The sequence below is a fragment of the Methylicorpusculum sp. genome (assembly GCF_030651835.1).
GTDB lineage: Bacteria > Pseudomonadota > Gammaproteobacteria > Methylococcales > Methylomonadaceae > Methylicorpusculum.
This window is the reverse complement of record NZ_JAUSBX010000158.1, coordinates 1-23,832: the sequence shown is the minus strand read 5'-3', so window position 1 is coordinate 23,832 and position 23,832 is coordinate 1. Positions and strand designations below refer to the sequence as shown.

Below are 23,832 nucleotides of genomic sequence, written 5' to 3'. Positions count from 1 at the left end.
ATATGCACCGCCAGTTTTTACAGGGTTTTCATGTACTCAATCAGCTGATAGCGCTCATCATCTGTAAAATCTCGCCATTGGCCATCTTCGCCAAGGGTTTTGGTAAAGCTGTTCCCGACGTGGCCTTTATTACTGTTGCCGGGAATGGGTGCACCGTTGTCATCAAGGGTTTTGAATAAGAAATGATTGCCCTCCTGACTGGACTCAAAGCCGACTTTTATGGGGTCGAATTTTTTGCTGCCAACATAAAAAGACGTTTCACGCTCACTCTCAGGCAGCAAGGTCTGGTATAAATTGGCCATTGAACCATTGTGCATATACGGAGCTGTCGCCCATACCCCGTTTAAAGGCCTTGCTTTGTAAGCAATTAGATTAGGAGGCGTTTCGTCAGGAAGATGATATCCGGACAATGCCAAGATTTGCTGCTGGTCCAATGGCGGTTGGATCGCAGCTAACTGTTTACCGATGATATTCTTGACTGCTGCAGTCAATACCGCGCCTCTGGGCACTTTAGGATCGCTGCAGGCTTTCTTGTCCTGACAGTCTTCCTTATCTAAAAAGGGACGCATTTGGCCTGGATCAACATTCAGAGCAGGATTAACAAAATTCATCGCCATTAAGGGATCCGTTCCAATTTCGGCCAATCCTGTCATGTGTGTCTGAATGAATTGTTTGCCTACTTTGTTCGGTTGAGTCATCGGGAATTGACCGTTGTCATCCCTGATGCCGTGGCAACTGACACAGTTTGTGGCAAATAAAGACTTACCCTTGGCCGCTTTGTCTTGATCGATCGCAGGCAGCGGATCCCCCCATCTGGGGGAATCCAGCTTACTCATCAACTGTTCGAGATGATCCAGATTGACGATTTTGGCAGAGGAATAAAATCGTTCGTCTTCATTATCTGTTTTAAGTATGGTATGTGCAAATACGCCAGCGACTTCTCCGACATTTCGAGCAATATGATTGCCTGCTGAACCATTCCACTGCACCCAATCAAGCTGAGATGTATTCCATAAAAACGGATAGCTAACCGGGGCATTAGCCGGTGTTCCGTTGCCGGGTATATCCAGCAGGCTGGATGTGACGCGGTTTAGAATGGCGCCGAACGCATCCAGTCGGCCATAACCATACGGCGTTGTCAAACCTCCATAATTGATGTCGATATACTCTTTGAGCCAGACGTTATAAGCAACTAGCTGTGTTTTTAAGGCCTGTTTCTCAATGTCATTATATCCCCCCTCAGGCAGTATTTTTTTAGCAAAACGAGTGAGCTTGGCGTCATCATCGACTGTTGCTGCTATTGCCTGATACATATTATGCATAAAGGCAGGAAAATCAGACTGTGCAGGACCGCCATTAATTCGGAGGGTTTTATCGCCGTAATTGATTTCAGACGTATGGCAGGCGGCGCAATTAAGACCCAGCCAGACGTTATAACCCATCTGATTGCCTTGGGTGTCGGATGACAAACGGCTGGCACTTAAAGCTGACGATAAAAAAGGTTCCTGAATATCATCTTTAACAAAGCCGATAGGCAATCCGTCAGGATTGCGGCCCGGCATCGAAGCTTGAGGAATGTAACCTAAATAGGTGATGTTTTTATCGTCTCGAAATAAATCGCTGTTATCGGCCTGTTCCAACGCTAAAAACCAGGAATAAGGCAGTAAATGCGAGCCTTGGGAAGTGTTATAAAAGTCTAGCGTCTCATCTTTGTCCCAACCCTGTTCCAAGGTTACATCGGCAGCAGTCTGGCTTTTGACCGGCTCAGTTATTTCCGGCTTTTCGGTTGTGCCTGTGTCGCAGCCATTCAACAGCAGCATTGCAATGGCAGGAAATATAAATACGCCTCTATTTTTATCTGAATTTTTCATGTTGGCTCCCCTTATTTACTGACACTGGCTTCTCGGTGTTTTGCCGAGGCCTCATAAACATCCTTACGCAGACGATTAATACTGCCTATAGGTTGATGCTCAACCAACGAATGCCAGGGAGTAAATGCCAGTTTCTCGCAGTGGACTTTATTTTCCTCGGAATCGACTTCCGGTTGCGGCCTTGGAATGGTAATTTTGGCAACGCTGATAAATTCGTCTTCCCACTTCGAAGAGGCATTCTCGATAAACTCATTATCCGGCCCAAAATCACAGCTTTCGCTGCGTACCTGCAACATAAAATCAAAATGAAGCGGGTCCTTTTCATTCATTGTGCCGGTTAGTGCATCACGTAAATAATTATCCGGTCGGGGTCTTGGAGGTGACTGGGTAGGAGGGACTTCAGCACACGGTTTTGCAGAGAACTTCATGACCTTGTTCGTGCCAAACAGAAAAGGTGCCGCGCTAAAATATTGAATACCCAAAGGATTTCCTACATCGGTTTTTTGGATATCGTCTTTGATGATATTAAGGGTCTTGGCGATCCTTTGTTTTTGCTCATCACTGACACTGGAATCCGGAATTAATAGAGGAAGAAAAAACCTATCGGCTACATCGTTATCCTGAAGAAGTACCCTATCCAGACGCAAATAATCTTCGGTATTGGCAAAGGCAAACATCTGCTGATTGATCATCAGAAAGTCCTGATTATGTGCGCCGTTATCATCAGTTAATACTTTGCCGCCCACATTCAGCACCTTGATTGCCATACCTCGGCTACCCTGTTTATCTACCTCTACCATTTCATTAGTCCTGGGATCAATTTCGGTTTCTGTAGTATCAGGCTCTACAAGCGCAGACGCATTGGAAAAACGAATTACCGCATCGAATTGTTTGCCAGGTTCAGCAAACAGACCCACTTGAAGTTCGGGCGGAATATCAAAATTGATGGTGAAGGTGGCTTTGACACAACCGTGTGATTTTGGATGGACACCGCGCAGTATTTGTTTAGGCGGTGGATAACGCTTGTCCAGTAATTTGACGGTGATTTCAGTGGTTTCTGCAATTTGCTCAGCCTCTAAATCGGGGTTTTGAATGTGCTCAAAAGGACATCTTGATGCAGGTGTTGTCATGACTTGGTCTCCTCATTTTTATGAAACGAACATAGCAAGTGAAACAGATATTTTTTTATTAATTATTATCCTAACCTTCACATGCCTGCGGTCTAACGCGAGCCTTAATTGCCTTGTTAAAAAACCTGTCTGTAAAATAAGGAGCCCTGATGTTGAGTGCGTGTAGATGAAAAAGCACTGGACTCAATAGATTTTGAACATCGCTACATCAAAAATTGCGAAGAGGTTTAACAGTGTAAATATTATTGATTAGTCATACCCGGAATCATTTCTTACCCTGTAAAATAAAACAATAAAAAATAACAACTTAAGCTCGATTGTTATGGTACTCAGAAAAATTCGGATAGCAAGAGAATTTCAGATTGGCGGTTGAATTCCAATGTTCTTTTTAATCGTTTAGCCCCCACCACTAAAAAGTAGCCCCACATGCCAAAACATGAAAAACTATAGGATATGACATTGAGCGATCGAGATCTTAGTCAAATGGACACGGACTATCTGGATAAATTGCCAGAGGGTGATCTGCGCCCATTGAGTAAGCAGTTGTTCGCGGATCTCCAAGAAGCCCGTGAACGTCTCAAGCAATCCCCGAAAACGAGTTAGCGACCACCGTCATCCCGGGAGCCATGGCAGTCGAGTCCGTCCTGCGGCGGGCGGTGATAGCAACCCGCCCCAAAAAGCCGGACGCAGGATGGGTAGCCCAGGCCATAGCCGCAACCTGACCTTGCCGGTGACACGGATGATTGAGCATCGCCCGGCTTGTTGTGTATGCGTCTAACCGTCCCCGCTTTTCACAAGCCGAATAATGATTTACTTCGGGCGGCGGAATGGCAGTAATTCGTCGATACGGCTGTTGGGCCAGGTAGGTAACTTTTCCAGGGTATTGTTTAACCAGTCCGCAGAATTGAGGCCGTTCAATTTAGCGGTACCAAGCAAGGATTGGATCACCCCGGCTCGTTGTCCGGTCGGTGTGTTCGGAGCCGGCGAACATCCAGTTCTTCTTGCCCAAAGCAATAGGCCGAATACTATTTTCTACCGGATTGTTATCAATCGGTGCCAACAGGTCTGTTCAACACTCGAGGTATCCAACTGTTCCTACAGTTTGCCGTAGAGAAAGCATTCATGCTCCTCTGCTAGCAGGTCGAACTCATAGCTCGGAAATAGTTGGTATTGATGAAACTCAACCGGGAGGATTTAACGGGAATCGTCATTGCTGCGTAAACGGCTGTTATTTTTTGACAACTATATCCTATCGGATTGATATGGTTGAATTATATGACAATAATGCAGACAGATCCTTCGTGTCATTCACGAGCAGGATCTGAACTGATATCATACTCATTCAATTCGCGGACAGCCTCCTAGAGGAGATACGCCGAGCAAGCAGATACCCAAAATTTAACCGACTAGAGTCGGCACGATGGTTAATAACCTTCAACGTGCCATCGTCCTAGAGCGACTCAATATCGAAATTGAAGTAGAGGATCCTGACGACTTTTTACTTGCTATAGCAATTGCTGGTGATGCCGATTATCTAGTTACAGGGGATCAGCGTTCAGGTTTGTTGCAACGCGGCAGTATTGGTAGAACACGCATCGTTAATCCAGCAGAATTTTGCGCTGAGGTGCTATAAACAGATTATCGTCTCGATATGAAAACATTGGAATTTTGCCTCTTCTCCATACCAGCCGTTCGATAATTTAATTCTTTCACTTCAATTAATGTGAAAGTCCGACCCATTCCTGCCTGTCGCGCTTCTCCAAACCGGCCATTCAGCCAAATACAGTTTCTGCGAATTGGAGGGCTACTAAGCAGTCATTGGTGACCTCACCCTATCGGCCAAATGGCAACCCTCCGGCAGTAAGCCAACTTTGTTGTAAAGCTATTCCTCGATTGTTTCGCGATAGGTTTGTAATACAAGCATCAACAGTTCTGAGCATCGTCCGCTTGGCTAAGTTCGCTGAGAGGAATGATTGATGCTATTCTTATTCGGCGAATTACTTTGAAAACTTGATGTTGGAAATGGAAAATTAATGGGGCTGCATGTTCATTATGAATGGAAAAGATCTTCTCGAAGGATGCTCGACACTCGCCTCCAAATTTATTGGTAGACTCGAAAGTTCCTGTCAAGGTCAGCTGACGATTGCACAAATATAAAAAAGTTAACTGCATTACATGAGCTACCACTAATATAGATGGATTATCTGCGCGTTCTATCGATACTCCTTTTTGGCTAAATCGGATTCACCTACTTTTCTCAATCTTGTCTTGTTTTAGGCCAAGTTCCTGTTGCTTTTTAAGAAGGTCTTTTGTTCTTCCATCAAGTCATCCGCATATAAAGGGGCTGCCAAAATCGAGCGTCTTTTTCACTAAGCGCTCTAGCGCACAGAGCAAAATCATTTAGATCGTTATGCTTTCTGACGTGGAAACACTTTTTAAAGCCATTAATAAGCGGCAACCCTCTATTGTCGCTTTGACCGGGCGTCTGCGCGGTTACTCGGTTCAATCGCTACACGGCGCCTTCGGTTTGAGTTCAAGCCTGCGCGGCGCGGGCGGGACTGTATTCAAAGTTGAGAAATTGAAATATAAGTCTAATAAAAGCACTTATAGCTAACTCATCCAATCACATATCCAGACGTAGTCAGTGACTGCGTGTTCCGGTCAAACTCACTGAGCATTCGTATTCGAATTCGGTCGCTACCTTTGTAGTAGTTTTCTGCATACTAGCATTTCAAACGAACGATTTTGGAGCGTCGCGTTGAATAAAACTTATAGATAACGAGACTATTATGCGCCTTGATAAATTTATCCTTGGAAATCTTGAAGGGATTCTACAGGAATGGGAAGATTTCGCCGCAAACTACCTGTCGGACGCGGACGGCATGAATACTCGTCAGTTGCGAGATCACCTCAGGCAGATGCTGCTCACGATTGCCGCTGATCTGGCTCGTCCCCAGTCCGAGAAGGATCAAAAGCAAAAGGCAAAGGGGCAACAAATCTCGAATGGTTCCGTAACCGCAGCAACCACGCATGGATCGGAACGTTTAGCGGCAGGTTTCAGCCTGAATTCTACAGTCTCAGAATTCCGAGCCCTGCGTGCCAGTGTGACCAGACTGTGGATAAAGCAGGATTTTAAGCAGATTAATGCAGAAACCGACTTGGGCGATCTAATCCGCTTCAACGAAGCCATTGATCAGGCTATTACCGAATCAGTGGTTGGTTACTCGACAGAAAAAGAATACGACTCCCGCATGTTCGAGACGATTCTGGCGTCCGGCCCCGATCTGATTTTTAGCTTTAACCTTGAGGGCAGGTTTGTGTATGCGAATAAACAACTGACGGATTTATTCGGCCTGACGATCGAGGAAATGATAGGAAAAAATTGCTACGATCTACACGTTCCGATTGCGGCAGATCTACAGGAACAAGTTGAACAGGTCATCCGTTTCAAAGGATCCGTTAGCCGAGAAGCGCACTATACAGCCTTCTCCGGAAAACTAGTCTGGCATGACTATGTCTTTACACCGGTGTTCAACAAAGACGGTGAGGTAGAGTCAGTGGTCTGTATAGGTCACGACGTCACCGAACGCAGAGCGTCAGAACATAATAACTGGACTAAGGCGAACTACGATGACTTAACCGGGTTGCCCAATCGTAGCCTTTTTACCAATAGACTGGAAGAATATATAAAACATTCCCACCGTTTTGGTACCTCGATTGCACTGCTGTTCATTGATTTGGATTATTTCAAGGAAATCAATGATCGATTGGGCCATGAAGCTGGCGACAACTTGTTAAAGCAGACAGCAGAACGCATTCATGACTGTGTTCGGGAAAGTGATACTGCTGCACGCTTAGGGGGCGATGAATTTATTGTTATCTTGAAGAACTTACAAAATCCGAGGCATGTCGAAATCGTCGCAGAAAAAATTCGGCAACGGCTGGCCGAACCTTTCAATCTTGGCAACCATACCATTCAGATCTCTGCCAGTATTGGCGTTTCGCTTTCTCCGCAGGATACACCCTTTGCCAAAGAGTTGGTTAATCATGCGGATGCGGCAATGTATGCCTCGAAAAACAAGGGGCGCAATCAGGTCAACTTTTTTTCCCCGGACCAGACGTACTGAACAGGGTTTTGTAGGAAAGCAACCCTTATTTTCGGAAAAACCACCGCGTAACTGAGCAATTGGATCATTACGCCCAGTGGACGAATCGCTGAAACAATTTTGCAGTTTCGGCCAAAAGCCAACCCCCCGCAATTAAAATCATTATTATGCTCGGGAGAGTTTCATTCGATGACAACCACTCTTTGATGTGCGGACCCCATTATTTAATCAAGATATTATTCAACTTCAAGGCATATTGTTGATTTTACTAGTAGATGAATAACACTAAAGGAGCATACTCCTCTTCAGGCAGCGATTTACATCCCCGCTATCCCCAGAGTGGTTCGTTATTCGATGCGCTGCCATTGGGCATTGTTTATCAAAATTTACGAGGCCAAATCATTTCAGCCAACCCTGCGGCCGAGAAGATTCTTGGATTGTCTCTCGATCAAATGCGTGGCGTTACCTCCATCGATCCTCACTGGCAATCTATCCATGAAGATGGTTCCCCGTTTCCCGGATCAGATCATCCTTCCATGGTGACACTCAGGACGGGAAACCCCGTGCTTCAAACCGTGATGGGAGTTTTTAATCCCACACGGCAAAACATCAACTGGATCAATATTAATTCTATACCGATCAAAGACGAAGCGGATAATGCTATAACAGGTGTTTATTCGATATTTGAGGATATATCAGAACTAAAAGCGCCCAGCTGAAACAAGAGGAAAGCGAGCTTCGGTTTGCCTCCTTGTTTTCTAACATGTTGGAGGGGGTTGCGTTACATCAACTTATCTATGACATATCCGGAAAACCTAAAGATTATCTGATCCTCGAAATCAATCCCGCCTACGAAAAGCATACTGGACTTGCCGAGCAGCGCATCGTTAACCGATTAGCTTCGGAGATATACGGAACAGGGGAGCCACCTTTTATTGATGTCTATGCTCAGGTTGAGCGTACGAAAATTGGAACTTCATTTGAACACTATTTCTTGCCTTTACAGAAACATTTTCTGATTCATGTTTACACAGCTGGGCCTGGGCAATTTGTAACAATATTCGAGGACATCACTGCGCGCAAACAGGACGAAAACATGCTGCGCTTCCATAGCCAAATTTTAAACAATCTGGCGGAAGGAATATATTTGATTGGAACTACTGACCAAACTATTGTTTTTGCCAACCCCCGGTTTGAGGACATGTTTGGTTATGTGCCAGGTGAACTTCTCGGAAAGCATGTCAGCGTGGTTAATGCTCCAGGTATCGATAGTCACCCACCAATACACGATTCAATAATCTCAGCGCTTGAGAGGACAGGAATCTGGAGTGGCGAGGTGCATAATGTCAAAAAAGACGGCAGCCTTTTCTGGTGTTACGCCTGTGTTACCACATTTGAACATCCCGAATTCGGACTGGTGTGGATCTCGGAGCACTTAGATATCACTGAGCGTAAACAATCAGAGCATCAGTTGAGAATAGCCGCCACGGCATTTGAAGCGCATGAGGGCATGGTGATCACCGACGCGGATACCGTTATTTTGCAGGTTAATCAGGCCTTCACGCAAACCACAGGTTATCCGCCGGAAGACGCAAAGGGTCAGACACCGCGAATACTAAAATCGGGACTTCACAATGCTGCGTTTTATCAGGAAATGTGGAGCAGAATCGCTCAATCGGGTAGTTGGCAAGGGGAAATCTGGAATCGGCGTAAGAATGGCGAAACCTATCCTGAATTTTTGACAATTACGGCGGTAAAAAATGAGTGGGCCGAAGTCACCAATTATATTGCGATTTTCAATGATATTTCTGAGCGCAAATACAGTGAAGACAAAATCAAACAACTGGCCTATTACGATCAACTGACACAACTACCCAATCGGACACTTTTACATGATCGAGTAAGGCAAGCATTCGCAACCAGTGCTCGGAGTAATTTACATGGTGCATTGCTGTTTATCGATCTGGATAATTTCAAGACACTTAATGATACCTTGGGGCACCACATTGGCGACCTGCTTTTGCAACAGGTCGCTGAACGCCTTTTGGCCAGTGGGCGTGAAGGCGATACGGTTGCCCGTATAGGCGGCGATGAGTTTGTCATCATATTGGAGAACTTGAGCGCTTTGCCTGATGAGGCTGTTGTGCAAAGCAAATTCATCGGTGAAAAAATCCTGACGACGCTTTGCATACCTTACCCTTTGGATGGTCACGACTATTTAAGTACACCCAGTATCGGATTTGCCTTGTTCAAAGGCCACGGTGTTCCAGTAGAGGGTCTAATGAAACAAGCCGACATAGCCATGTATCAGGCAAAGGCGGCAGGGCGCAATACCCTGCGTTTCTTCGATCAAAACATGCAAGACAGTCTGAATCGAAGAACCGCGTTAGAGAACGATTTGCGCCAAGCCATTCATCACCAGCAATTCTCGCTTTTTTACCAAGTGCAAGTCGACAGGGACGATCATATCGTGGGTGCGGAAGCACTCATTCGCTGGTCGCATCCTGAACGAGGCATGGTCTCTCCCGCGGAATTCATCCCTTTGGCCGAAGAGACGGGGTTAATACTAGCCATTGGTCAATGGGTATTGGAAACAGCATGCCTACAATTGGTGAGTTGGACTAAAGCGCCGAATACCCAACACTTAAGGCTTGCCGTTAATGTGAGCGTTCATCAATTTCGCCAGGAAGATTTTGCTAAACAAGTGCTGGAATTGCTTGAACGTACAGGCGCTGACCCCGGCAAACTTAAACTGGAGATGACTGAAAGCCTTTTAGTGGACAACGTTGAAGATGTCATTAGCAAGATGAATGTGTTAAGAGACAGAGGTGTGAGCTTTTCGTTAGATGATTTCGGCACAGGTTACTCATCCTTGTCTTACCTAAAGAGATTGCCGCTGGAGCAACTAAAAATTGATCAGGGTTTTGTTCGCGATTTATTGACCGATCCCAATGACGCGGCTATCGCTCGCACTATCGTAGCCTTGGCGCAAAGCATGGGACTCAATGTGATTGCCGAAGGCGTGGAAACGATGGAACAGCGCGATTTTTTAGCTATTCATGGCTGCAACCATTTTCAAGGATTTCTATTCGGCAAACCTGTTTCAATTGAGCAATTTGAAAGCTTGCTCAGCCAACGTTAAGACATTTTGAAGTACTGTTAAGTCGCCTTTGCATTGATAGGTGAATGTTATTGAATCCGCATTCGAACTTCTCTGAATCGGACTTCTTGCCGAAGAGATAGGTAGTTCGGTGGATTAAGCTAAATCTCAACCAACGCCTACAAGTTGCACCGCATAACATACTATATCGGTCAGACCGTTTGCGTATAGTGAATATGGTCTATTCCCAACTAAGCCTTGCCTGCTGATTCCGGGCTGTTCGGTATGAATTTCAAGGGTAAATCGATATACCTTTGTTCTGCTTTCCTGAACTGGCAAATTGACCTGATCTAATAACCCTCTGTGCCAGGATAGTTCATGGAATGCTGCAAGTCTGGTCAGACGCTTGCAGCTCGCAAAGTTCTTTTGTAGCAGTTGCACATGGCCAAAGCATTATTTGATGGCTCGAAAGGCGGGCTGACCCTTATATTGGTATTAGGCCAGGAAGTCACGGAAGCGAAGTCGAATGAAATCACCGCCATTCCCAAACTGTTGGCATTGCTGGAACTGAAAGGCTGCATCGTGAGCATTGACGCCATGGGTTGTCAGCGCGACATTGCCAAACAGATCGTCGATCCAGGCGGTGATTATGTCTTGGGTCTGAAAGGCAATCAAGGTGCTCTGCATGAGGCCGTCGAGGATACCAAATAGTTTGACAGGGTGTTGAAGCCAATTGGCAGGATAAGTCCAAAATTAGTGGGGCGATTATTCTCGTTAGCAGACCGCGATGAAATTCAATTTTGGCTGAAAGTAAAAGTGGCAAATCGACCCAAACCCGTCATTGACGACCACCCCTATTTCACTAGGAGAAATAGCTAAAAAATGACGTTGGCGATCAGACTCAATTTATGGGTAAATCCTCATTTGCTGAGGGCAACGATAGTCAAAGAAAAGTTTCTCTAGCCCAAATAGTATGAATAATATACTGTCATGGTCTGTGTTAATCCAATTTAACAATTTTTCATACTTGGATATTCAAAATATGTCACAAACGATAAAAATAAATGATTCGCCCCCAGACCCTAAGCAAAACTTCATATTAGCAGCCCTTCCTGCCACTGATTATAACCGTGTGGCATCCGATCTTAAGCTCGTTGAGTTACCATTGGGATTAACGATGTCCGAGTCAGGTGACCATGTAAAATTTGTGCATTTCCCTATCTCTGGCATTGTTTCGATGGTCTACTCTCTGGAGGACGGTTCCACAAGCGCAACAGCTCTTGTTGGTAACGAGGGTATAGTTGGCATATCCATTTTTATGGGCGGGGAGAGCTTGCCTACTAGCACAGAAGTTCAAAGTGTAGGTCATGCTTATCGACTCAGCCGGAAAGTGATGAAACAAGAATTCTCGTTAGGGGGTAAACTGCAACATCTAGCCCTGCTTTATACGCAGGGGTTACTTGCTCAGACATCTCTAGTTGCAGTTTGCAACCAGCATCATAATCTGGATCAGCAAATTTGCCGATGGTTGTTGATGACTTTGGATAGATTAAATGACAACAAAGTATTAATAACGCAAGCTAGAATTGGGCAATTATTGGGTATACGCCGGGCAAGCGTGACCCAAGTTCTTGGTCAGTTAGAATCTGATAAGTTGATTGTAGGTGCTCGTGGCCGGATTACAGTGTTGAAACGCCGCGAACTTGAAATGCGAGTGTGTGAGTGTTATGCGGTGGTTAAAGATGAGTATGAACGCTTGCTCACAAGCAACCGAAAATAAAAGTAACGGGGATAATCAATGTATTGGTATTCGTGGCTTATAACTGAAAATATTGACTTTACTATTGTTAGTAAGCTATTGAAAACTTGGATAAGTATCTTCTTTAGAATTTAAGTTTCCCTGGAGTACAAATACACCCACCAAGACCAACACCGCCAGTTGAAATTACTCAAAAACGGCAACTGATAATAAGCAAATTTTCGATCAGATGACCTTGCAAACACCAACTCAAGGTAAGTTTAAACAAACGACAGAATTGTTACATAGATTACTTTGAATCACTATAGAAGACGCGGATTTGAACCTCATTTTAATTCCCCAAAAATAGACCTGTTTTTAATGACTAAAATTGGGAAGCGGATAATTAACGCAATCTCTTTTGGGCTTTGGGTTCTCGCAAAATCCTATAAGGCTTTGGTAGTGTTTGTAAAAACATACCCCCTGTGTCGACCGATAAGTGCAACTTTTCAGTTTATGAAAACTTGCAACAGAACCCGTGCAGTCATAAAAACTGTTTAAGCGCGCCCAGCAAAATAATCAAAGAATGAACTTCAAACTGAAAACCCTAACCCGTTTATTTTTAGTTATCCTCCTGATAGGGTTCTTAGCCTTCGGAAGTATTCTACTAAGTTTTGCCTATTCCAATAACTTCAGGGTCTGGTTTATTGAGGCTATCGTTAATACTGAAAGGCTAAAACTTGATATAAAAGGCACAACTCTCCTGGAAATCGGCTGGCAACCTAAACTGACGCTTAATCATATTTCGATCAAAAACAGGGCTTGGCCGAGGCCGGAAAACGTTGCAACAATTGATCAGTTGTTATTGCAAATTTCACTATCGAAACTATTTCATGGCGAGATCTTCATAAATGATTTAAGCATTAGCAAGCCGGAGTTATTCTTATTAAAAAATAAGAAAGGTGATACAAACTGGCGTTTTTCTGACCGGAAAGCTGATTCAAACGTGCTTGAAGTACCCATTATTTTCGAAAATCTGCATATTATTTCTGGAATATTTCATTATTATGATGAAATCCGTGATATGAATTTCGAAGGGGATATAGATTCCTTAAAAGGCTCTGGTGGCTGGCAACAGCCGATTATCATTGAGAGTAAGGGAAGTTATCAACACAAAACTCTAAATCTGCATGCTTCTGCAGGTTCATACTCAGAATTGCGTTCAGAAAAGAATCCTTACCCTGTCAAGCTGAATATGACTTTTGGCCAAACTGAAATAGCCATTCGCGGCACAGTGATTCAGCCGCTGCAAGTGGCCGATCCAACGCTTAACCTGTCAATCAAAGGGCCTGATCTTGCTGAATTATTTCCTCTAACCGGCCTCCCTTTACCGCCCAGCTCAGCCTATAAAATAACGGGTAATTTAAGCCATCATGATAGCACTTGGCGTTTTGATCATTTAGAAGGTGAGATTGGTCAAACTGATTTACAAGGAACAGTTCTAGTCAACCCAACTCTTGAGCCCTTGAATTTCACTATGGATTTGTTCGCCAAAACGCTTGATCTTGCAGATTTAAGCGGCTTTATTGGCGGCGTACCTAACCATCAAGATCAAAGCGCTACGCAAAATGATTCGTTGATAGCCGATCATCATTTCGACCTAAAACAACTTCGTGCAGCCAATGGAAAGGCCCGACTTCGCGCCACAAATATTATTAACAAGGAAATTCCCATAACCAACTTTGACGGTCAATTATCGCTTAACAACGGTGTATTGAAATTCGAACCGGTCACGTTCGGAATTGACGAGGGCAGGATAAACCTTTGGATGTCAGCCTATGGGTCTACAAACCCGGCAGAGGTTGACATTCAAATTCATGTGATTGACCTTTCTTTAAGCAGGATTATCAAAAAAGTTGATGATATTCAGAAAACGTTGGGCAAAATTAACGGTAAGTTGAAATTAAAAGGGTCTGGCAATTCGCTTAAAGATATACTTTCAAGCTCCAATGGAGAAGCCTATTTAGTGCAAGTCGATGGCAAGATAAGTGCCTTGATAGTCGATTTGATAGGGTTAGATATTTTCCACGCGCTTGGCTACTTTATCGTGGGAGATACCCAAATTCCTATCCTCTGCGCTGTTGTCGATGCCGACATTAAAGACGGGATTGCCCGCTCAAAAACTTTATTGCTCAACACCAAGGATAGTGTGATTCATGGAAATGGCTATTTGTCATTTAAAAACGAAACCTTTGATCTTGCTATTACCCCTTACCCTCGTGATTTTAGTCCGCTCACACTTCGTTCAATCTTGAATTTTTCCGGTACTATCTTAAAACCAAAATTTTCACTTAATCCTTTGTCTACTCTCATGCTACTCCCCCCATTTGATATAGGGGAGGTTCAAAATATTGATTGTCAGAAAATGATAAAACAGGCAAAGGATTAACTTTGGGTGCTAATGATGGCCAATTAACCAAACAACACTGAAATCCCGTCCGCAGGATTATGGTCAATCGCTATTGTGAGTCAGGCGGACTGATAAATAATGGCTTGTTACCCGATTGCACCGCATAAATACCTGAGTTCGGACTTATCGCACAGGGCATGGTTCTTCAAAAATGCTTACGTTTGCTTCTTGAATCCGGCTTCAATTTTCCCATCAAGTGCCATAACGACGGATGATCTGAGGCACGGACAAGGGTAAGATCGGTCGTAAGCAGCGCTACCTAGGGGGCGGAGCGGAACACCCAAACCTCCTGAAACGGGCATTTCAGAGTTTCCAGCCGAACGGCTTTGAACACTTCGATCTGTTGTGTTTACCTTAACATTTAATTTTCTAGGCTGTTGCACAGCGACCGTCAAGACCGCAAAGTGCCTGGCGATCCAGATCAGCAGTCCACTGGCTTGCGCCAATTTGGTTTTAAAAGGCACGGCTTGGCTTTTGATTTTAGCATTGGGTTTTTGTGCCGTGACAGAGTTAACAAAAAAACCAATATATCTTTTGGATAACTGCAAAAAAACCTACCTATTCCTGCGAAAATTAGCTTGGTGAGAAGTCAATTAGTCATTCAGTCGTTTTGACATCGAAGTCCTCACACTGTCGGCCTCTGCATCCTCACGAGTAAGGAGGATAACGCCTTCAATAACCGCCTCACCGTGTCCCTCTTTAACACGAAAAGATTAATCGCACTTGTCGACTTCCGAACCGATCTTTTCCTTGGGCTTTATAACCTCATGATGACGAGATGACACTGGTTTGCCGTTTAAATGGCCTGGCAGAACCTTTCATTCATGACAACGAGAACTTAGATAGCCAGAACAAAAAGATTTCTTCTGTCGTAGTTGCCCTCTGGGACGTTCGAAGCCCTTCAGAACAGGTGCCAGTTTTATCGGTCCTGCTCATGGTAAGTTTTGAAGTTTGTCTTTCTTTCTGGTCATCACTTATCTTCGAAAAACAATTAATCAATTGGTTTTAACTTCAATGCAGTACAACATAATCCGTATTTTTAGCAAATATTTAAAGCTGTCGTTCGGAGCGCAATTAATACGTTAGCTGCCACAACGCGAAATAGACGCATGAGATCAGGTTCAGTGTGTCAGGGTAAAGAAGATTGCTCGACAGAACATAGGTGGCTTTAATTCAAACTTACATTCAATTCAGTTCTTCTCAAGTCGGACTTTAAGCGCGTATTTTTCCCGGTCGATTTCTCCACGGGTACGGATACCAAACCGACGTAAAAGGGGCAAGGGAGGGCACCATCCTTGTAAGCCATGCTGCAACAGAAGCGGCAGAACAATGCCTGGCAGAAATAGCCATTTTCTGTTTTTGGTTAAGCCAAGAATCAGTCCGGTTAGGCCTAAAGTAGAGGCATTAACTTCAAGCACACGCTCAATATCCCATTCCTTATCCAGCATTTGAATACGCTCAAGTATTTCTGCCTTGCTCTTGCCTTTATAGTGTTGAATATTTATGTCTGTTTGAAGATCTATCTCTTCATTCACATGGGAAGCATGTGGATCTGCGAACGCGATCCAGGCTAGATCTTGTTGAATCTTCAGCATTAAATATAGACATAGGTGACTCCCATTAAAGACATCAAAAAATATTGTTTAAAAGCCAGTAACGTAATAAAGGCAATGTTTGCGTTAATGATTGGTGTAGCCCTTACAGATTGCTGGGGTCCAGAAGCCATGGATTGCGTTGTACTTTCACATATTTGTGACCTGGATTCCGGCAATCCATGCCGGAATAATGGCGTTGATGTCATTCCAACTAATAACGCGAACATAGCCGAAATAAATCCAGCGCGAATCAATTTGAGTACACGCTGGCTTCATTAAAAACTGCGTGCAATGATTAAAACTGAAAACCTAATCCGTTTCCGCGCCCAAAAGCCGATCCAAAGTTCTAATATGCGCTTGTTGAGCAGGCAGCAGCTTCGTTTCAATCAAAGTGTGAATATCTGAAGACAGCTCACTCTCCTCCAACGCTTCCTCATAAGCTTCTGCGCCGCTTTTTTCTCCACTCACCAAAGCCTTTAGGGCCGTTTCTTTTCCCAGCAGATTAGCGCTGCCCTGGACTATTTTTGCCCACGTTCCCCAAGCTCCTGAATCCTCACAGGGGGTTCCTCCCAGTCGACTGATGAGTGCTTGTAAACTGGCAACTGCCTCTTTATGATCCTCATAAATGGGCTTTAGAACCTCCGCTTCGCCAAGTCCTGCATCTTCTCGAAGTGTTTCCTGTGCCTGTTGATAGGTTTCTGTTGCCGATAATTCATCTTTCAGAAATTTGTTGAGTGTTTCAATGTTGTGCATGATATAAATCCTTGGTGATTAGTTTTTGATGACGTGCCAGTGCATCATCGATGCTTAAACTGACGCTTCCCCTGTCGAAGAAATATCCTCGGCATGAGCCAGCTCGAAGATTTTTTTCGCTTTATCCACCGCTTCGCTGCTGGTCGTATGGACCGAAATCAAGGCATTGCCGCCCGCGACTTTTCCTTCGTAGCGTTTCGCTTCATACTCGGGGATTCCCAGCCCGATTAAGCCACCCGCCAAACTGCCGGTGGCAGCGCCTACTGCGGCTCCGCTCAGGGCGCCCATAATGGGTCCTGCGGCGATAAAGGGGCCTACACCGGGAATTGCCAAAGCGCCAATCCCGGCTAACAAGCCGAGTACACCGCCGGTGCCAAAGCCCACTGTCCCTCCCAGAGCAGCCCCTTCGGGCGCTTTGGTGTTCTTTTCATGGGCAAAATCCTGGGTAGAGGATTTGTCCGAAAACAAAACTGATATATCACTGTGGGAAAAACCCGCGGCATTCAGGTCATTAACGATGCTCTCTGCCTGACCGGTGTTTTGGGCGATACAAAATACTGCTTTACTCATGTCGTTCTCCTGAGCCTTTACGGCGCTTTAATTTCAAGTTGATTATCTACCTGCACGACGCCGGGTGTTTGCTTGGCGATAGCATGCAGTTTGATTTTTTCGGCTTCACTTTCAACAGGCCCACGCAAAGTCACCACGCCATTACGGGTGATGATTTTTGTATTTTGCGCATTGACGGATAGCGACTCATTTCTAACCACGGCTTGCCGGATGGCCGCGGTGATAGTGATATCGCCTTCGGTTTCCTTTTGATCTACCGGGGTTAAAGTCGCATCATCTCTGTCGCGAACATTACGCTCGGTGTTTTCCAGTTCCGAACTGGAGCCGTTCGCCAAATAGAGGACGGCACCCTGTTCGGCTTGAACGGAACCGCTCATCAGGAGTAGGCTGCCGGTTAAAGTGAAGAGTACTAACGGTAATCGTGTAGACATTGTAATTTCCTCGCTTTTGAGTGTTTCTCTTTCGAAATAAGTGAATGGCCTCGGCTTTATCCTTTTGATTCACCGAATGAACACCCACTTTACCTAACTACAAACGGCATCAATAATCCGCTGATGCTCGGTAAAACAGGTTATCGTAGACAACCCGGCGATGGTCTAGCGACTGCTTATCAGACGGCTTAACAGAAAACCGGCTCCGACGGCTATACCTAATGAAGCTGCTGGGTTTTTATCAATGTAACCCCGGCAATTTTCTAAAAATTGCTGCTCCACATTTTTCAATTGCTCACCTTTTTGACTTAGCACTTCTGCCGCCTGAGTGGTTGCATTGGCTACTTTGTCAACGGCTGAGTGAACGCCTGATCTAAGTCGGTCAACGGTCTCATCGACTGTTGTGGTCTTCTCTGTTGCTTTCATAAGGAATTCCTTGAAAAAAAATGAAAAGGGATGAGTTAAGTTTTAAAGTCTGTTGCTTTCAAAATCCTGCTCACCCAAGAGGACAAACTGACATTTACCATCTTTTAAATGGCTTCAGGTGGACGGACTGTTAGTGATTGAACAGCAAATAAATAATGACCAAAACAATCACAGGCACGCCCACGAGCCAGCCTATAAAATATTTACCCATATCGCATCTCCGCTAAAATAACTTGTGACAATTGGTTAATTGGTGGCGTTGATAACCTTCAAAGAGGCTGTCAAATAACACGCTTCTGCACGTTGAATAAAAGTCTAATGAAAATGCGTCCTTGATTCTGTACGTTGTCAAACACTGGAGAAAAACTATTTTTAGCCAGCCCGACGCTGGTTTTGTGAAAATTATTTTGATCTTCCAAATTTCTTCTTTAGTTCAATCTTCCTTCGGAAAATCTCCCACTACCTGCGTTCATGACCAAGTAACTTAAAGACTCATTGCCAAGCCCAACGAGAAGTTAGCGCTTGGCGCTCGATGGTATAGCTCGACGTAAAATGCCACCCTTCTTATCTACATTCGCCCTACGTCTTGGCCGGAATGGGGTGATGTAGGCTCCGATGGCAACCGAGCTTGATGATCATTTCATAACTACGGAGTCTGCTGCTGTCACCGATTCGCAGGGTTTCAGAGCCGGAAAAAAATCCTCCTCTATGTTTGGTTGCGAACTGACTAAGCGGACTGACGAATTTATTGTGGCTCTAAGTGAGACGAACCATCGCCCAAGGAAATCGCTTCTAAGCGGGTCCTGCGAAGTTGACGGCCCACTGCATTCCGCATCCGTAAAGAGCCGCGTGACTTGGAATCCCCAAGTCTGACCTTTAAAATTTTTGAGGATAAAGTTATGACCAAGACCGCACATAAACCTGCCATGCAGCACGAAGACGACGCTATCACGTTACTCACTGAAGACCACAAGAAGGTAAAAAAACTCTTTGCGGAGTTTGCCAAACTCGCCAAGGACGAGGGCAGCGATAAGGCAAAAGCCGCAGTAGTTCAGCAGATATGCATGGCGCTGAACATTCATGCTCAAGCCGAGGAAGAACTCTTTTATCCGGCAGTTCGCGACGCCATTAAGGACGACGATTTGATGAACGAAGCTGACGTGGAGCATGCCGGGGCCAAGAACCTCATTGCGCAACTCGAGGCCATGGCACCCGAACACGACCACTACGTAGCCACGGTTATCGTGCTCGGTGAAATGATTGATCATCATGTTAATGAAGAAGAACAAAAAATGTTTCCCAAGGCTAAAAAAGCCAAGGTCGATATTGCCGCGCTAGGCGCAGCATTGAGCCAACGCATGCACGAGTTGCAGGCGGAGAGAGGCGAAGCGGAAAAACCGGTGAAGGCCAGAAAAGCCCTATCGCGTTGAGTGTTACCCACCAGGCAATCTGATCAGGCCGCCCTGCGGCTGAGTGAAGCTCAGTGCCGGTCCTACCCGCGCGGTGGCACGGGCACACGAGCTCCAAAGTCAGTCAAGAATAAAATATCACTTAAAGAGAAGAGGAAATTACGATGGAAATCACCGACAAAGCGACAAATTCCGCCCATGAGATGGTCGATAAGGTCACCGATGCGGCCAGCCAGGCTAAACAATCGTTGGGCGAAAAAGGCGAACAGTTGAAAAAAACCGAGCAGCAATGGATGAAAGAGTGCCGCGGCTATATCCGTGAGAACCCCATGACGTCGGTAAGTATCGCGGTAGCGGCCGGCTTTCTGTTGAGCCGCGTGTTGAGCCGAACTTAGACCGAATGTCAAACAGTATGAACCCCAACGCCGCGAATGATCTGCGGCTTAAATTAATGAGAGAGGAATCCATCATGGAAATAATAGACAAAGCAGCTAATTCTGCGGATGAGACTATTGATAAGGTCGCCCACGCAACGAATCAGGCCGCAGAAGCGCTGGGTAAAAAAGGCGAGCAACTGATAGATGCCGAGCAGCAATTGCTGGAGGACTGCCGCGTCTATGTGCGCGACAACCCCATCACGTCGGTAGGTATCGCCGTGGCGGCCGGCTTTCTGCTGAGCCGCGTGCTAAGCGGCCGTTAGACCGTCAAACCGGATGAAACCCGATGCTTTAAAGCAGGGCCCGCCGGCTCACTGCGAAACGCGCTGCGATCCGGGGACAAGTTCCGATAGGCAGGAAGAATCTCTATCGCTATTGCGTGAGCTGGGCGGTCTAATCCACGATCGTTTTCGGCTTGCTGCGTTGGAGTTGCAGTGGGCACGCAAGAGCTTCGTGGATAGGGTTGTGGCGGGAGTGATGGTGGGTGTGTTTCTGATGGGTGCTTGGCTAGGTCTCATGGCCGCGGCCGTGCTTGAATTCGTCAAGCATGAAGTATTGGCAACGAGTAGCGCCCTCCTGCTTGCCGTCACTTCCAATTTGCTGCTGGTTCTTATACTGGGTAGCGTGATACGCCGTAAACGTCGCTATCTTCACTTTCCCGCGACCCTCCACAGTTTTCAGACCACGCCCTCTGGGCAACGGGATATGGGATAGGCATGATCAATGCCTCCCTTCTAAAGCGCAACAATCCCCCTTCTCTGAGGGCTTAAATCAGGGCCGCGGAGCGAACGCAATTGCATCGTCAACAAAGGGTAGGTGTTAAACACCGCTACGCTGGTTCGAAAAATCTATATAGAAATTAACAAATTAAGCACACTAAGCCGATAAGGATTTGAGTATTTTCCCCATGGATTCTTGCGTTATAACCTAGAATTTTTACAAGCCAACTCAGTCCATCAATGGTTGTCAATGGTTAACAAAATTGAGCCAGTATTGGCTGACATTAAGCACTCCACACCATCCCGCCCAACCTTACGATCGCCATTCAGGAACCGGGAACGAGGTTAAAATGATATCTGCCCATCAACCGGTGACCTGATTATAAAGATGTTTCAGTTCTAACTCTTTAACTGTATTCGAGGGCGTCATTCCCGAAGGGATTGCCAGAGCCGTTTGACTGCGTAAGCGAATCCCGGTCACATAGATAGCTCGAAGCTTACCCCTCCATATTATTGGATGCCCGTTTCCAGACCGGCATGAATAGTATGCGCGTTAACGTACCGACCGCGTCTGATCTTTCGCTTAGAGTTTGCTTGGCTTTATGAGCACCGCAACGTACCGAGAAAATTGGTAATCTTACCGATATCGTGTCAAGGAATCGGAGCAGAGTATGAAAAAATTAAATCCTACTGAACAGTGTTTTTTTGAGTGCGACATTCTTGGATACCTCCTTTGCGGTCAAAGAAACGCAGAAGGAACTCAAGCGCGAGAGCCGAGAAGAGTCATCAGCCGAGCGTGTCCAGGCGCAACAGGTGATCCGGCCCGCAAGCCTGTCAGGTTACCCGCAGCTTCGCTTTCAGGCCATCAGTGATGCGTCGATCCGCATACCGACGGCCAGAGGGCAAACTTTACGTGATTTTACGGCGATGAGCATAACCATGGTTAGCATTATTGCCACGATCCTGATAACAGCACTCGGTGTGCTGTTGGTCGCAAATTTAAGTCTCGGCAACAAACCGATAGACCGTCACATTGAAACGCTCTACTCGGTGGCCGACTCCCAGTTCCTGAGGTCAATGGGAAGTCTTTTAGGGCCATCGATTATTGAGGGCAATCGTGTCCAAGCGCTAGTAAACGGTAACGAAATCTTTCCTGCGATGCTGAAAGCCATCCGCGGCGCGCAGAAAACGATTACTTTCGAGACTTTCATTTATTGGTCCGGCACCATCGGCCAGGAGTTTGCCGAAGCACTAAGTGAGCGGGCACGGGCCGGCGTTCGCGTGCATGTCATGCTCGATTGGCTCGGCAGCGGCGATATCGACGAAACCTATGTCACGCAGATGGAGGAGGCTGGGATAGAAGTGCTCCGCTATAATCCGCTGCGCTGGTATACGCTTGCCAGGATGAACCACAGAACTCATCGTAAACTCCTGGTGGTTGACGGTAAAATCGGTTTCAACGGTGGCGTTGGAATCGCCATACCGTGGACCGGAAATGCGCAGGATCCACAGCATTGGCGGGATACGCATTTTCGTATTGAAGGCCCTGTGGTCGCGCAAATGCAAGCTGCGTTCCTCGACAACTGGATCGAAGTCAGCGGGCACGTATTGCACGGTGCCGCCTATTTTCCTCCGATCGAACCGGCCGGCACGCACATCGCGCAGGTCTTCACGAGTTCTCCTGGCGGCGGCGCCGAAAGCGCCCAGCTGATGTATCTGTTGTCGATCGCCGCGGCAAAAACCTCGGTGCAGCTCTCGATGTCGTATTTTGTTCCTGATAACGTTGCGGTCAATACGTTTATCGCGGCAAGAAAGCGCGGGGTTCGCATACAGATGCTCGTCCCCGGCCCTTACATTGACCGGAAACTACTCCGGCGTGCTTCGCGTTTCGAGTGGGGTCCGCTATTGCGCGCAGGTATCGAGATCTACGAGTACCAGCCGACGATGTTCCATTGCAAGGTGATGGTCGTGGACGAACTTTGGACATCGGTAGGATCGACCAACTTCGACAGCCGCTCGTTCAGCGTTAATGATGAAGCCAACCTAAATATCTACGACGCCGACTTTGCGCGCATCCAGGTGCGCATATTCGAACACGATTTGCACAATTCGCGCAGGATAACACTGGAGGAATGGGAGGATCGGCTGTGGAGCGACAAGGTAATGGACGGCCTCGCAGGACTCTTTAGTTCACAGTTATAAGGGTGATCAAGGGAAAATATCCAGAGCTGTCGCCGAGGACTTTTTAGTAGGAGGGTTTGTTATCGTGAGATGCGAGGGATTAATTGGCACTCGGTTGGGCCATGTATTCCTCGTGCTTAACCTTGGTTAGGGTTAAGCCTACCCTTTTTTATCATCAAAATGCAAATTGCTGCGGTTCAGCAGTACGCGTTTATTTGTTTTTCTTCAGATCGTCCTTAAGATCACCCCATCCCGCGCGGCCCTTGCCGACGTTCTTTTGGACATTTCCCTCTACTTCCATACCCTTGTCATCCAGCATCTTGCCGATGGTTTCCTTGACTTTACCTTTGGCTTCTTCGACTCGGCCTTTTGCTTGATCTTTGTTCATGAGTGTCACCTGATAATTAATTTAGCCATGACCATATAGTCGTGACCAAAGCCTGGAGTAATGTACCCCAGCGCTTAATACCCGTTCTACACCTTAAACTGAAAGCGTTCGGTGTGGCAACAAACATAGATTCTCCTGATTAGCAAGATGTTTCCGCTAAATCCATAAGCCCGTCATGCTCGTCTGGAAACGGGCATCCAGTGCCATGGATGGTAAGCTTCGAGCTATCCAGGTGACTTGGATTCCGGCAATCCCCGGAATGACGCGCTCGAATACAGTTAAAGAGTTAGAGCTGAAACAGCTTTATTATCAGGTAGATCCTTATCTGTGCAGACTTTTTCAAACCACTTCTTTGGGGAAGGAGAGATAAACCTAAAAAGAGCAGTTAAAACTTGCTAAACTATCTCAAGTAATTGATATCAATTGAGAATGAGGCGCTTATGCAAGAGATCATGACTCACCCATTGGGTGATGGCCAATCAAAAGCATTGATACCCTTAGCCGAACC

Annotated in this window: 21 protein-coding genes and 3 pseudogenes; 13 read left to right on the top strand and 11 right to left on the bottom strand. The window is 46.0% G+C overall.

Features of this window, described 5'->3' with window-relative positions; all coding sequences use genetic code 11:
• Positions 1 to 17 precede the first annotated feature (17 nt).
• The 4 genes and pseudogenes from Q7V32_RS20555 to Q7V32_RS20540 form a co-directional block, all read right to left on the bottom strand.
• A complete protein-coding gene (locus Q7V32_RS20555; protein WP_304898830.1) occupies positions 18 to 1,871 on the bottom strand; it encodes a cytochrome c in 1,854 nt (617 codons plus the stop codon).
• An 11-nt stretch (positions 1,872 to 1,882) separates the two neighbouring features.
• Positions 1,883 to 3,001, bottom strand: a complete 1,119-nt coding sequence (locus Q7V32_RS20550; RefSeq protein WP_304898829.1) for a hypothetical protein — start codon at positions 2,999 to 3,001, stop codon at positions 1,883 to 1,885.
• A gap of 577 nt (positions 3,002 to 3,578) precedes the next feature.
• On the bottom strand, positions 3,579 to 3,752 hold the full coding sequence (locus tag Q7V32_RS20545) for a hypothetical protein (protein ID WP_304898858.1): 174 nt from the start codon (positions 3,750 to 3,752) through the stop codon (positions 3,579 to 3,581).
• A gap of 59 nt (positions 3,753 to 3,811) precedes the next feature.
• Positions 3,812 to 4,055, bottom strand: a pseudogene (locus tag Q7V32_RS20540) (transposase domain-containing protein); the annotation flags it as partial.
• A 307-nt stretch (positions 4,056 to 4,362) separates the two neighbouring features.
• On the opposite strand from Q7V32_RS20540, the pseudogene Q7V32_RS20535 reads away from it, so the two are divergent.
• From Q7V32_RS20535 to Q7V32_RS20500, 8 genes and pseudogenes are all read left to right on the top strand, one after another.
• Positions 4,363 to 4,634: pseudogene (locus Q7V32_RS20535) on the top strand (PIN domain nuclease); the annotation flags it as partial.
• Positions 4,635 to 5,411: 777 nt separating this feature from the next.
• A complete protein-coding gene (locus tag Q7V32_RS20530; RefSeq protein ID WP_304898827.1) occupies positions 5,412 to 5,615 on the top strand; it encodes a hypothetical protein in 204 nt (67 codons plus the stop codon).
• A gap of 175 nt (positions 5,616 to 5,790) precedes the next feature.
• Positions 5,791 to 7,128, top strand: a complete 1,338-nt coding sequence (locus Q7V32_RS20525; RefSeq protein WP_304898826.1) for a GGDEF domain-containing protein — start codon at positions 5,791 to 5,793, stop codon at positions 7,126 to 7,128.
• A gap of 254 nt (positions 7,129 to 7,382) precedes the next feature.
• Positions 7,383 to 7,826: a PAS domain-containing protein gene (locus Q7V32_RS20520; protein WP_304898825.1), complete on the top strand. Its 444-nt coding sequence runs from the start codon at positions 7,383 to 7,385 to the stop codon at positions 7,824 to 7,826.
• A 44-nt stretch (positions 7,827 to 7,870) separates the two neighbouring features.
• Positions 7,871 to 10,249, top strand: a complete 2,379-nt coding sequence (locus Q7V32_RS20515; protein ID WP_370691489.1) for an EAL domain-containing protein — start codon at positions 7,871 to 7,873, stop codon at positions 10,247 to 10,249.
• 447 nt (positions 10,250 to 10,696) lie between these two features.
• Positions 10,697 to 10,903: pseudogene (locus Q7V32_RS20510) on the top strand (ISAs1 family transposase); the annotation flags it as partial.
• Positions 10,904 to 11,180: 277 nt separating this feature from the next.
• Positions 11,181 to 11,987, top strand: coding sequence for a Crp/Fnr family transcriptional regulator (locus Q7V32_RS20505; protein WP_304898823.1), 807 nt, complete (start codon positions 11,181 to 11,183; stop codon positions 11,985 to 11,987).
• A 544-nt stretch (positions 11,988 to 12,531) separates the two neighbouring features.
• Positions 12,532 to 14,394, top strand: coding sequence for an AsmA family protein (locus tag Q7V32_RS20500; protein WP_304898822.1), 1,863 nt, complete (start codon positions 12,532 to 12,534; stop codon positions 14,392 to 14,394).
• Positions 14,395 to 15,605: 1,211 nt separating this feature from the next.
• Here the strand turns inward: Q7V32_RS20500 and Q7V32_RS20495 are convergent.
• The 6 genes from Q7V32_RS20495 to Q7V32_RS20470 all read right to left on the bottom strand — a co-directional run bounded on the left by Q7V32_RS20495 (position 15,606) and on the right by Q7V32_RS20470 (position 18,190).
• The gene (locus tag Q7V32_RS20495) at positions 15,606 to 16,010 is read right to left on the bottom strand and encodes a hypothetical protein (RefSeq protein WP_304898821.1); all 405 of its coding nucleotides are present in this window, start codon (positions 16,008 to 16,010) and stop codon (positions 15,606 to 15,608) included.
• A 147-nt stretch (positions 16,011 to 16,157) separates the two neighbouring features.
• Entirely contained in the window at positions 16,158 to 16,286 is a 129-nt protein-coding gene (locus Q7V32_RS20490; RefSeq protein WP_304898820.1) for a hypothetical protein, read from the bottom strand.
• Positions 16,287 to 16,319: 33 nt separating this feature from the next.
• Positions 16,320 to 16,763, bottom strand: coding sequence for a DUF2383 domain-containing protein (locus tag Q7V32_RS20485; protein WP_304898819.1), 444 nt, complete (start codon positions 16,761 to 16,763; stop codon positions 16,320 to 16,322).
• Between the two features lie 54 nt (positions 16,764 to 16,817).
• Positions 16,818 to 17,333, bottom strand: a complete 516-nt coding sequence (locus Q7V32_RS20480) for a hypothetical protein (protein WP_304898818.1) — start codon at positions 17,331 to 17,333, stop codon at positions 16,818 to 16,820.
• Positions 17,334 to 17,350: 17 nt separating this feature from the next.
• The gene (locus Q7V32_RS20475; RefSeq protein ID WP_304898817.1) at positions 17,351 to 17,764 is read right to left on the bottom strand and encodes a BON domain-containing protein; all 414 of its coding nucleotides are present in this window, start codon (positions 17,762 to 17,764) and stop codon (positions 17,351 to 17,353) included.
• Between the two features lie 165 nt (positions 17,765 to 17,929).
• Positions 17,930 to 18,190 carry a DUF883 C-terminal domain-containing protein gene (locus Q7V32_RS20470; protein WP_304898816.1) on the bottom strand — a complete coding sequence of 87 codons (261 nt, stop codon included), beginning with the start codon at positions 18,188 to 18,190 and terminating at the stop codon, positions 17,930 to 17,932.
• Positions 18,191 to 19,089: 899 nt separating this feature from the next.
• Between Q7V32_RS20470 and Q7V32_RS20465 the strand changes: the two genes are divergently transcribed.
• The 5 genes from Q7V32_RS20465 (at position 19,090) to Q7V32_RS20445 (ending at position 22,957) form a co-directional block, all read left to right on the top strand.
• Complete coding sequence (locus Q7V32_RS20465; protein ID WP_304898815.1) at positions 19,090 to 19,620, top strand: hemerythrin domain-containing protein; 531 nt, start codon at positions 19,090 to 19,092, stop codon at positions 19,618 to 19,620.
• A 143-nt stretch (positions 19,621 to 19,763) separates the two neighbouring features.
• A complete protein-coding gene (locus Q7V32_RS20460) occupies positions 19,764 to 19,994 on the top strand; it encodes a YqjD family protein (RefSeq protein WP_304898814.1) in 231 nt (76 codons plus the stop codon).
• Positions 19,995 to 20,068: 74 nt separating this feature from the next.
• On the top strand, positions 20,069 to 20,299 hold the full coding sequence (locus Q7V32_RS20455) for a YqjD family protein (protein WP_304898813.1): 231 nt from the start codon (positions 20,069 to 20,071) through the stop codon (positions 20,297 to 20,299).
• Positions 20,300 to 20,312: 13 nt separating this feature from the next.
• Positions 20,313 to 20,750, top strand: a complete 438-nt coding sequence (locus Q7V32_RS20450; protein ID WP_304898812.1) for a phage holin family protein — start codon at positions 20,313 to 20,315, stop codon at positions 20,748 to 20,750.
• Between the two features lie 725 nt (positions 20,751 to 21,475).
• Entirely contained in the window at positions 21,476 to 22,957 is a 1,482-nt protein-coding gene (locus Q7V32_RS20445) for a phosphatidylserine/phosphatidylglycerophosphate/cardiolipin synthase family protein (protein WP_304898811.1), read from the top strand.
• Positions 22,958 to 23,147: 190 nt separating this feature from the next.
• Here the strand turns inward: Q7V32_RS20445 and Q7V32_RS20440 are convergent, their stop codons facing one another.
• Positions 23,148 to 23,324: a CsbD family protein gene (locus Q7V32_RS20440; protein ID WP_304898810.1), complete on the bottom strand. Its 177-nt coding sequence runs from the start codon at positions 23,322 to 23,324 to the stop codon at positions 23,148 to 23,150.
• Between the last annotated feature and the right edge of the window lie 508 nt (positions 23,325 to 23,832).

Coding starts and splice junctions, on each gene's coding strand:
- Q7V32_RS20555 (WP_304898830.1), bottom strand. CDS start 1,871: ATGAAAAATTCAGATAAAAATAGAGGCGTATTTATATTTCCTGCCATT.
- Q7V32_RS20550 (WP_304898829.1), bottom strand. CDS start 3,001: ATGACAACACCTGCATCAAGATGTCCTTTTGAGCACATTCAAAACCCC.
- Q7V32_RS20545 (WP_304898858.1), bottom strand. CDS start 3,752: ATGCTCAATCATCCGTGTCACCGGCAAGGTCAGGTTGCGGCTATGGCC.
- Q7V32_RS20530 (WP_304898827.1), top strand. CDS start 5,412: ATGCTTTCTGACGTGGAAACACTTTTTAAAGCCATTAATAAGCGGCAA.
- Q7V32_RS20525 (WP_304898826.1), top strand. CDS start 5,791: ATGCGCCTTGATAAATTTATCCTTGGAAATCTTGAAGGGATTCTACAG.
- Q7V32_RS20520 (WP_304898825.1), top strand. CDS start 7,383: ATGAATAACACTAAAGGAGCATACTCCTCTTCAGGCAGCGATTTACAT.
- Q7V32_RS20515 (WP_370691489.1), top strand. CDS start 7,871: ATGTTGGAGGGGGTTGCGTTACATCAACTTATCTATGACATATCCGGA.
- Q7V32_RS20505 (WP_304898823.1), top strand. CDS start 11,181: ATGAATAATATACTGTCATGGTCTGTGTTAATCCAATTTAACAATTTT.
- Q7V32_RS20500 (WP_304898822.1), top strand. CDS start 12,532: ATGAACTTCAAACTGAAAACCCTAACCCGTTTATTTTTAGTTATCCTC.
- Q7V32_RS20495 (WP_304898821.1), bottom strand. CDS start 16,010: ATGCTGAAGATTCAACAAGATCTAGCCTGGATCGCGTTCGCAGATCCA.
- Q7V32_RS20490 (WP_304898820.1), bottom strand. CDS start 16,286: ATGAAGCCAGCGTGTACTCAAATTGATTCGCGCTGGATTTATTTCGGC.
- Q7V32_RS20485 (WP_304898819.1), bottom strand. CDS start 16,763: ATGCACAACATTGAAACACTCAACAAATTTCTGAAAGATGAATTATCG.
- Q7V32_RS20480 (WP_304898818.1), bottom strand. CDS start 17,333: ATGAGTAAAGCAGTATTTTGTATCGCCCAAAACACCGGTCAGGCAGAG.
- Q7V32_RS20475 (WP_304898817.1), bottom strand. CDS start 17,764: ATGTCTACACGATTACCGTTAGTACTCTTCACTTTAACCGGCAGCCTA.
- Q7V32_RS20470 (WP_304898816.1), bottom strand. CDS start 18,190: ATGAAAGCAACAGAGAAGACCACAACAGTCGATGAGACCGTTGACCGA.
- Q7V32_RS20465 (WP_304898815.1), top strand. CDS start 19,090: ATGACCAAGACCGCACATAAACCTGCCATGCAGCACGAAGACGACGCT.
- Q7V32_RS20460 (WP_304898814.1), top strand. CDS start 19,764: ATGGAAATCACCGACAAAGCGACAAATTCCGCCCATGAGATGGTCGAT.
- Q7V32_RS20455 (WP_304898813.1), top strand. CDS start 20,069: ATGGAAATAATAGACAAAGCAGCTAATTCTGCGGATGAGACTATTGAT.
- Q7V32_RS20450 (WP_304898812.1), top strand. CDS start 20,313: ATGAAACCCGATGCTTTAAAGCAGGGCCCGCCGGCTCACTGCGAAACG.
- Q7V32_RS20440 (WP_304898810.1), bottom strand. CDS start 23,324: ATGAACAAAGATCAAGCAAAAGGCCGAGTCGAAGAAGCCAAAGGTAAA.